Below are 7,340 nucleotides of genomic sequence, written 5' to 3' on the forward strand. Positions count from 1 at the left end.
CGCGCCTTACGGCGTTGCAGCCGTCTTGGCGATCCGTTCCCCGACTTGCTCCCGCCGCGTCTCTGACAGCCTTTGCGCCACGCTGCGCTCGAACACGAATTCCGCCGGACGCTGCCTTTCCAGCGAAATCTCGGGCGCCATGGGGCCTTCCGTCCTCACGCCCTTGAGCGCCACGCCGAGCGCCTTCCACGGCCGCTTGACCGAGTCCGCCACCGCCGTCGCCTCGAACCCGCTATGGACCATGCAGTCGGCGCATTTCTCGTAATTTCCGACGCCATAGGCGTCCCAGTCCGTCTCCTCCATCAGCTCCCGGAAGGTGGCGGCGTAGCCCTCGCCGAGGAGGTAGCAAGGCCGCTGCCAGCCGAAGACATTGCGTGTCGGATTGCCCCACGGGGTGCAGCGATAGGTCTCATTGCCGGCGAGAAAATCGAGAAACAGGCCCGACTGGTTGAAGGCCCATTTCCGGCCGCGGTCGCCGCGGCGAAAGATGGCGCGGAACAGCTCCTTGGTGGCCGAGCGGTTGAGAAAATGCGCCTGGTCGGGGGCCCGCTCGTAAGCGTAGCCGGGTGAAACCGTGATGCCGTCGACCCCGAGCTCGGTCACCGTGTCGAAGAACGCGGCGGCTCGCTCGGGATCGGTGTCGTTGAAGAACGTGCAGTTGATGGTGACGCGGAAACCCTTGGCTTTCGCGGCCTGCAAGGCGGCGACGGCCCGGTCGTACACCCCCGGCTGGCACACCGACCGATCGTGCGCCTCGCGATCGCCGTCGAGGTGGATCGACCAGGTGAAATAGGGACCCGGCTGGTACTGATCGATCTTCTTCTGCAGCAGGAGGGCGTTGGTGCAGACGATGGCGAATTTCCTGCGCGCGATCACGCCTCGGACGATCTCGGGCAGGTCCTTGTGCAGCAGCGGCTCCCCGCCGGCCATGACGACGACCGGGGCGCCGCATTCGTCCACCGAATCCAGCGCATCCCTGACCGAGATGCGCTGACTCAGAATCGGGTCCGGATAGTCGATCTTGCCGCAGCCCGCGCAGGCCAGGTTGCATTGGAACAACGGCTCGAGCATCAGGACCAGCGGATAGCGCTTGCGGCCGGCGAGGTGTTGGCGCACGACATAGGCGCCGACGCTGACGACCTGCCGAAACGGTATGCCCATGAGCGGCTCCTTTGACAAAACCCGGTCGAGTGGACGAGCTATCAGAGCGCAAGCTCGGCCGGAAGGCGAAAGCTGACACTTTCCTCCGGGCCATCCAGAACCGACACGTCCGAGGGCGCGATGCGCTTCAAAGCTTCCACCACGTCATCGACAAGGACTTCCGGCGCGGAGGCGCCCGCCGTCACGCCGACCACATTGACGCCGCGAAACCATTGCGGATCGATCTCGCCGCCGTCGGCCACAAGATAGCTCGGCAAGCCCGCCTGCTCCCCGATTTCCCGAAGACGAGTCGAGTTCGAGCTGTTGCGCGCCCCGACCACGACAATGACGTCGGCGACCCGCGCCAATTCGCGCACGGCGGTCTGCCGGTGCTGGGTCGCGTAGCAGATGTTCCGGGTCTCCGGCCCTTGGATATCGCTGAAGCGGCGATTGAGGGCCGCGATCACGCCGCGCGTGTCGTCGACGCTGAGCGTCGTCTGGGTGACATAGGCGACGGGAGCGTCGGGCGCGATCGCGAGTCCGTCCACGTCCTGCTCGTTTTGGACCAGATGCGCCTTGCCCTCGATCTGTCCGAGGGTCCCTTCGATCTCAGGGTGCCCGGCGTGGCCGATCACGACCAAGATCCGTCCCTGGGCCACATAACGGCGGCTCTCGTTGTGCACTTTGGTCACCAGAGGGCAGGTCGCGTCGATCGTCGGCAACGCCATGAGCCTGGCTTCGTCTTCGACTTTTCGCGACACGCCATGCGCGCTGAAGATCGTCAACGCGCCTGGCGGCGCCTCGCGAAGCTCCTCGATAAAACGCGCTCCCTTCGCCTTCAGCGATTCGACGACATGCCGGTTGTGCACGATTTCGTGGCGGACGTAGACCGGCGGTCCATATTTCTCCAGCGCCCGCTCGACGATTTCGATGGCGCGCACGACCCCGGCGCAGAATCCGCGCGGCTGGGCAAGGACAATCTTCACTTCCTCTCCCTCGTCTCACGCCTCTCCGCCGCCCGAAAGGCCCGGTCGAGCGCGCCAAACCAGACCCACCGAAACCGCTTCGGTCCCGGGACTATACCGAATGCCGCGCTTTCGACAAAAATGAGCCGCCGCGCCGCCCGCGTCTTCGGCACCGACGCCATCATCGCTGCCCGGACGGAATTGCGCGGATGGGGACCGCGCGCGTGCAATCGGCTCGGGCGCGGGTGCGGACAATGTCAGCGCCGCAGTGCACAAACTCGAAATCTGATAAGTGAGCGAACGCCGCGATCGTCCCTGACGGCCCGTCGGCGCCATTCGCCTCTGAACAGGGAGCGCCATCATTTCGACGTCGCTGATAGCCGCCGCATTGGTTGGCGTGTTGCTTGTGATCTTCCTTGTGGTCCACAGCGGCGCGGCCGAGCTGGCGAGCGCGATGCTGCTGCTTGGCTGGTGGCTCGCGCCGATCACCGTCTTTCATGCCGTCCCTTTGTCATTCAGCACGCTCGCATGGCGCACGCTGATGCCGCCCGCACATCGGACACCCGTCCTCACTGCCGTGTGGATCCGCTGGATCCGCGAATCGATCAATTCACTCCTGCCCGTAGCGGGCGTGGGCGGCGATATCGCGGGCGCCCGGCTAGCCCACCATCGCGGTCTGCCCGGCGCGCAGGCGGCCGCTAGCATGGTCGTCGACACCACGGTCGGCGTCGTCACTCAGCTCATATTTGTCGTCGCCGGCGCGGCTCTGTTGATCGCGCGATTCGGCGGGCTCGCATCGGTCCCTGCCGCTCGCGCGTTGCTGATCGGCGTGGGGGCGCTCGCGGGCTTGATCGCGATCTTTGTCGGATTCCAGCATGGGAGCATGTTCCTCAGGTTCGCCAATTTCGCTCGACGCGTAGCGCCCGGAAAATGGCCAGTCGCCTTGATGGGTTCGGCTTCGGCGACAGACAAGGCGATCGTCGCCACATATCGCCGCGGCTTCGCCTTTTTTCGCGCCAACCTATTGCGGCTTGCCGGATGGGCTGCAAGCGCGGGCGAGGTTTGGCTTTTGATGCGCTGCCTCCACAAGCCTTTCAGCGCTGTGGACGCGTTTGTTCTTGAAAGCCTCACCTCGGGCGTCAGTGCGGTGGCGTTCATGGTGCCCGGAGCGCTCGGCGCGCAGGAGGGCGGTTTTGTCGTGTTCGGCGCGCTCATGGGGCTTTCGGCGGACACGGCGCTCGCCCTCTCGCTGTCGAAGCGGGTTCGCGAACTCCTGCTGGGTTTGCCGGGTCTGTTCGTTTGGCAGTGGATCGAGAGCCGTCACGTCTTGCGCCGCGTCGAGGCGGGCTCGCCGCAAACATCATTGTGACAGCGCAGGCGCGGCCTTGGGCAAAGCGGTCGCGGGGGAGGACGTCGCCGGCGACTCGGTTATGGCCGGCAGGCCGAGCGATTCGCGCAGGTCCGCCCGGCGGATCTGATAGTAGTCGGAGCGCAGGAAGCTGTAGAAGTCGATCGAGGAATCCTCCGCCTCCTTCAGCAGACCAAGACGGACAACCGCACTCAGGCCGCCGGCCGCTACAGCCGCCTTCCATCCGAAAACCCCTAGCGACAAGCCGACCGGGTCGGCGACGAGGTCGACAGTTCCGCCGACCGCGTCGCGCTGGGTCGCTGGACCGAAATAAGGCCGCACAACGTAAGTGCCGGCGGGCACGCCCCATACAAAAAGAGTCTGGCCGAAATCGCCGGTCTGCTTCGGCAGGCCTCCCGGGCCGGCCACATCGAACAGGCCGCCGAGACCGAAAGTCGAATTGAAGAGGAAGCGGGCAAACGTGATCCCGGCGGCGTTCATGCGGCCTTGCAAGATGTCGTTGGCGAAGATGCGCGGCTCCTTCAGGTTGTCGTCCACATCGCGCAACCGATCGATCACGGGGGTGGGCAGCGCCTTGACGACCGTCGCGGGCGGATGAAGAATCGCCTGATTGACCGCGAAGACTTTCCGATTGAAATCCTCGTTGGGATCGTCGATCGGCAACGATGTGTCGCGCGGGACGCCAGCGCATGCGGTCACGAGCGCCGCAAGAGTCAACGCGGCCAGCCGCATGAACCAGGTCTCAGCGCGTTGCATATATTCGGCTCCCTTCGAATCGACGCGCGATACCCACGGTCCCGCAAATCCGAGGCAGATAGCGGGGCGGCCAGCTATGTTTTCAAATTTAGACCCAGCTTTAAGCGAGGTTAGCAGACCCGTCCGTTGGCGACTATTGCAGATATGCAACAGTCCACGCAGTTCGGTGGGCGTCGGCCGGCAGATCAGGTGTCGGAGTGCGTTTTCCGCTGCGTCGCGAGCAGGGCCGGCTGGAAAAGCACGGCCGCGGCCAGCGTTGTTACAAGCGCGAGCGCCATCAGCCTGCCCATGCTCGACGTGCCCGGATGGTGCGAAAACCATAAGGAGCCGAAGGCGGTCGCGGTCGTGCAGGCGCTGAACAGCACCGCGCGCGTCAGGCTCGATTGCAGGAAATTCTTCTCCCCCGCCCGCCACGCCATGACGTAGTAGATCTTGAACGCCACGCCGACGCCGAGCAGAAGCGGCAGCGCGATGATGTTGGCGAAGTTCAATTGCAGCCCAGTCGCCACGCAGATTTCTAGCGTCACGACGATTGCGACCAGGAGTGGCACGAGCGTCAGCAGGACATCGGTCCAGCGGCGCAGCACGATGAAAAGGATGAGCGCAATCGACAGGAGCGACCACAGTGCAGCCTGAAGGAACGCCTTGACGATGGTCGCCGCCGCCTCGACGACGAAGATCGGCGTTCCCGTGGCTTGAGGAGCGACTTTGCGGACCGCGTCCACGAAGCGGCGCAGGACCGTGTTGTCGTTGGCGTCGCCGCGCGGCGCGACTTCGATCCTGACCTCGCCGTCGGAGGCGATCCAGGAGCTCTTCAGGTCAGCCGGAAGAGAGTCGAGTGTAACGGCCTCGGCGGCCAGAAGATCCCTCACTTGGTCGAGCGTCGTGATCAGCGGGGTCACCAGGACATGCTCCGCTTCTTCCCGGACGGTGGACGAAGCCTTCGCCAAAGCCGTCAGCAGCCCGGCTAGCCGGCGCGCCTCGGCGGCCGCCGGGCTGTCGACGCCTGCAGCCGCGCGGGAAAGATCGTCAGCCGTCTTGTTGATCGCTTCCAACGTCTCGGCCGGAGTCGGCGGCGGATGGACCTGGTCCGGCGTCATGGTGTTCTGAAAGAAGAAGCTTGCGTCGTCGATGAGCGCGAGCTTCTCGTCCTGGTCTTTCGGGATGAAGCTTTCGATCGTCCGCACGTGCGCAACCTCGGGCAGTGCGCGCAGCCTCTCGACAATCGCCGCGGCGTGCGGGATATCGCTCTCGAGGACGTCGATCGTGTTCGGGGTCGTGTCGGGATCGCGCATGAGGTCGAGGAGCGTCGCGACCGATTCGACCTGCTTCGAGCGAAGGTTCAACGGGTTGAAGTCGAAGCGGAGGTCCTTGAGCAGCGGCAGGCCGAGGATGACCGCAGTCAGCGTCGCTCCGACGATCCAGTTCCGACGCCGATCGAGGAAATGGTCGAGGGGCGCGAGTGCGGCGAAGCCGACAGGCGCATTTTCGCCCGCGGGCTTTAGCGCCGCGAGAAGCGCTGGCAGCAGCGTCACGGTCGTCACCAGCGCGATGATCATGCCCGTCCCGGCGATGAGTCCGAGCTCGGAGAGGCCGACATAGGCTGTCGGCAAGAACGAATAGAAAGCGGCGGCGATCGAAGCGGCTGCGAGCAGAAGCGGCCCGGCAACGCCGCGCGCGGTCGCCTGCAGAGCCGCGATAAGATCGCTGTCGGCGTAGCGCTCGGCGCGAAAGCGGACGCTGAACTGGATGCCGAAATCGACCCCGAGCCCGACGAACAGCACGGCGAAGGCGACCGAAATCAGGTTCAATACCCCCACCATCCATAAGCCGACGGCGGCGGTCAGAGCGAGCCCGACGGCCAGATTGACGAGGACGGCGAGGATCATGCGCCCCTGTTTCAGCGCGAGCCACAGGACGAGCAGAACGACCAGGATCGTCACCACGCCGTTGAGCGCGGCGCCGTCGGCGACGGTCGCGAATTCCTCGTCGGCGAGAGGCACCGATCCGGTCAGCCGCACCGTGACGCCGTTCTCCGGCGTCAGGCCAAGCCTGGCGATCGTTTCGCGGATCGCCTTCGTCGCTTTGCCGCCGGCCTGAAGATCGTTGTAATCGAGCACAGGCTGGATGTTGACGAAGCGCCGAAGGTCCGAGGACTCCGGTTCACGGCCGGTAATGAGCCTGCGCCAGGAGAAGGTCGGACGCTTGCCTTGGGCGACCGCATCGAGCGCGTCGGAGATTGCGACCATCGCCGGGTTCATGTTTTCGAGCGTGGTCTTTCCGAGCCGGAGGCCCTCGGTCGATTGCGAGATCGCGCCCATGACGCCGTGCAACGTCGGGTCGGCGGCAAGCGTCCCGAGAAATGGTTCCGCCTTGATGAGTTGGGCGGTGTCGCGCTTCACTTCATCGAGCGAGAGGAACAGCACGCCATTGCGAGCGAAGAAGGCGCCCCCGTCTGGGCGGCTGATTGTGCGGATGAGGTCCGATCGTGGCTGAAGCGCGTTGGCGAGCGCGGCCGCAGCCTCTTCGGCAGATTCCGGGCTCGCTGCGTCCACGACTGCGGTGATGAGGTCGGTCCGCTGCGGAAAATCCGCGTCAAGCTTGATCTCCTGCTGGCGCCAGGGCAGCGAACTCGAGAGCAGCTTGCTGCTGTCGGTCGTGATCGCGATGTGGCGCGAGACATAGCCGCCGGCGAGCGCTGCGAGGATGACGTAACCCGCGATGACGAGCCATGCGCCGCGGATCGAGGCGCGAACGGCCCGCGCAATGGTTACGACGATGAAGGCGCTGTCACGAGGGTTCATGGGAGGCCGCGTGGAGCGCACGAATTAGGGCGCAAGTCAATCCGGATTGATGCGCCGCCAAAATCGGCGGTCTCGCGGAGGGGAAGGCATCTCGGAGAGACTACATTTTAGGTCCGCCCAGGCAAAGGGCGCGACCGTAAGAGGGTGCGATCCAAACTGATGCAATCAGGCGGTGCGGGGCAGTGATTTTTGCGGGTTGTTGTCATTGGCGACGGCGGGGCTTTGTTGGGCGAGGGCTTTCCAATAGGCGTTCCAGTCGCCGTTGATTCGGTTTATCCGCAAGGCGAGCATGGATTCGGCATGCTC

5 protein-coding genes are annotated in these 7,340 nt (G+C 64.9%); 1 reads left to right on the forward strand and 4 read right to left on the reverse strand.

From position 1 onward, the window contains the following. Positions 1–6: 6 nt before the first annotated feature. Positions 7–1,161 (reverse strand): adenosyl-hopene transferase HpnH, encoded by a 1,155-nt coding sequence (hpnH, locus tag ACLP25_RS14860; protein WP_442469959.1) that lies wholly within the window; start codon positions 1,159–1,161, stop codon positions 7–9. Positions 1,162–1,202: 41 nt separating this feature from the next. Continuing rightward, entirely contained in the window at positions 1,203–2,126 is a 924-nt protein-coding gene (gene ispH / locus ACLP25_RS14865) for a 4-hydroxy-3-methylbut-2-enyl diphosphate reductase (RefSeq protein ID WP_442469960.1), read from the reverse strand. A gap of 355 nt (positions 2,127–2,481) precedes the next feature. Between ispH and ACLP25_RS14870 the strand changes: the two genes are divergently transcribed. Continuing rightward, complete coding sequence (locus tag ACLP25_RS14870; RefSeq protein ID WP_442469963.1) at positions 2,482–3,474, forward strand: lysylphosphatidylglycerol synthase domain-containing protein; 993 nt, start codon at positions 2,482–2,484, stop codon at positions 3,472–3,474. Here the strand turns inward: ACLP25_RS14870 and ACLP25_RS14875 are convergent. Both ACLP25_RS14875 and ACLP25_RS14880 read right to left on the reverse strand, forming a co-directional pair. After that, positions 3,466–4,230: an MlaA family lipoprotein gene (locus ACLP25_RS14875; RefSeq protein WP_442469961.1), complete on the reverse strand. Its 765-nt coding sequence runs from the start codon at positions 4,228–4,230 to the stop codon at positions 3,466–3,468. The two genes, ACLP25_RS14870 and ACLP25_RS14875, sit on opposite strands and share 9 nt — an antisense overlap. 185 nt (positions 4,231–4,415) lie before the next feature. Beyond that, positions 4,416–7,034: an MMPL family transporter gene (locus ACLP25_RS14880; RefSeq protein WP_442469962.1), complete on the reverse strand. Its 2,619-nt coding sequence runs from the start codon at positions 7,032–7,034 to the stop codon at positions 4,416–4,418. Between the last annotated feature and the right edge of the window lie 306 nt (positions 7,035–7,340).

The organism is Roseiarcus sp. (genome assembly GCF_052145395.1).
Taxonomy (GTDB): domain Bacteria; phylum Pseudomonadota; class Alphaproteobacteria; order Rhizobiales; family Beijerinckiaceae; genus Roseiarcus.

Bases quoted from the DNA above. Each gene is read 5' to 3' on its own strand.
- hpnH (WP_442469959.1), bottom strand. From the start codon at position 1,161: ATGGGCATACCGTTTCGGCAGGTCGTCAGCGTCGGCGCCTATGTCGTG.
- ACLP25_RS14875 (WP_442469961.1), bottom strand. From the start codon at position 4,230: ATGCAACGCGCTGAGACCTGGTTCATGCGGCTGGCCGCGTTGACTCTT.
- ACLP25_RS14880 (WP_442469962.1), bottom strand. From the start codon at position 7,034: ATGAACCCTCGTGACAGCGCCTTCATCGTCGTAACCATTGCGCGGGCC.